We start from the raw sequence: 1903 nt of genomic DNA on the forward strand, positions 1-1903 counted from the left end.
ATAGACTCTCGGTATTCACCGAGTCAGACGGCTCAAGGTTTTCTTGAGTCATCTTCTTTATGATTCCTCCCACATTTCGTGGGAGATTTTTATTCTCAAAATAATATGAACTGGAAATTGGCGTTCAAATTATTTTCTAAAAACAGATCCAAATACCCTTGACTTTTTGAAATTACCCCAAAAATCGCGGTAGAAGGGAATTTTTCCTTACTAACCATGATTGGGGTGTTTATTTTGAAACCAGTTTTTGTACCACACGCAACTTATCAGGATTTCGTGATGAATCAACTCCGGGAGCATTATTCCGGTGGTATCCTGACACTGGTTAATGATGACTGGCCCGTTATCACCAAGCTTTGGATGACGGATCTTTCCGAAATAACGAAGATGATTGGTGACATTTATGGAAAACGAGGCCCAGCTCCCCAAGATCCGGCTTCCATGATGCGTTCCTATCTCCTTCTGATTCTGACGAATCCGACGATGAGCGTTACGAAATGGGTTGATGAGCTTAAACGGGTCCCCCTTTATGCCATCCTAAGCGGTTTTGAACCAGGCAATACTCCCGGGATCGGCACGTTTTACGATTTTTTTGCGCGTCTATGGGGGAGTAAGAAAAAGAATCGAACCCATAAAACCAAAAGTAAAAGAAGCCGTAAACGAAAACCCAAAAAAGGCAAGAAAGGTGGCAAAGCGCCAACAACCACGCCTGGACGTGTCAAAAGGCTGGTCGAATGGATTATTCCTAGACTCGATCAGAAACAGGAACTTCCGGCTGACCGTCTTTTCGATTTCTTTCAATCCCAAATCCTGACGATTTCGGCTAAACTGGGACTCCTCGGGGATGTAGAACAACTGAATGTTGCAGGCGATGGTACACCTGTTGTGACGGCATCCTACACCCGAAGCAAGCCCACTTGTGATTGTCGCGCCCAAGGTATAGCGAACTGCAAGCATCCACGTGTCTACGCCCAGCCCGACTGTGATGGCGGTTGGGACAGCTCACGTGAGAAATACTTTCACGGCTATCATCTTTACATGATCAATGCTTGCGACAGCCCGTATGACTTGCCCTTATATCCGCGTCTGAACAGGGCATCGTGCCACGACTCAGTCGGCTTTATCGTCAGTTGGGCTGAATTTTCGCAGCGGTTCAACTCGGGCGCGATCGACAAGATTCTTTTGGACGCTGCACATGATGCCTATGCCATTTATGAAATGATCGATCACCAGCAAATGGAGCCCATCATCGACCTGAACAAACGGGCCAAAAAGAATTTGGAAACAGACAGCGATATTCAACTATCACCTGAGGGTGTTCCAATCTGCCCGATTGGCAAGAAAATGAAGCCGAATGGCTATGACCATACGCGACACCGGCAAAAATGGCGATGCCCACTGGCGTGCGGGGCAAACAACACATGTGAAACGCCCTGTTCAACTGCCAAATATGGCCGGACGTACCACACATACACCAAAGAAAATAGGCGTCTATTTCCCAAATTATCAAGGGAAACGGACCGATGGAAAACGATCTATAAAAGCCGCACGTCCGTTGAACGCTCCAACAAGCGGGAAAAGGTTGATTACCACCTGGAGGCCGGCAGACATCGCTCCACGATGATGTGGTATGTCCGTATTTACGCTATCATGATGTGTCAGCACATCGATGCCTGGTATGATCACAGAAAGGATGAATTGGCATTTCTTAAACAACACATTTTTACTCCAGCAGTCTAACTCTTTTGTCTAGCTCTTTTTAAATCAAATGGGCCCGGCTTATTTGGCATGCCTTTTTTTGAAAATGGCATGAAAACAATATCCATTTAAGAAAATCATCACCTATTTCCAGTGAATTTTTAACAATTCCTTAATTTTCACTCCGGAAACTCCGAGAGCCTAT

At 45.7% G+C, this 1903-nt stretch carries 1 protein-coding gene; it reads left to right on the forward strand.

Going from position 1 to position 1903, the window contains the following annotated elements:
* Positions 1-234 precede the first annotated feature (234 nt).
* A complete protein-coding gene (locus tag E4U82_RS19450; RefSeq protein WP_068448388.1) occupies positions 235-1740 on the forward strand; it encodes a transposase in 1506 nt (501 codons plus the stop codon).
* The last annotated feature ends 163 nt before the right edge of the window (positions 1741-1903 follow it).

The sequence above is a fragment of the Lentibacillus salicampi genome (assembly GCF_004565465.1).
Taxonomy (GTDB): domain Bacteria; phylum Bacillota; class Bacilli; order Bacillales; family Amphibacillaceae; genus Lentibacillus; species Lentibacillus salicampi.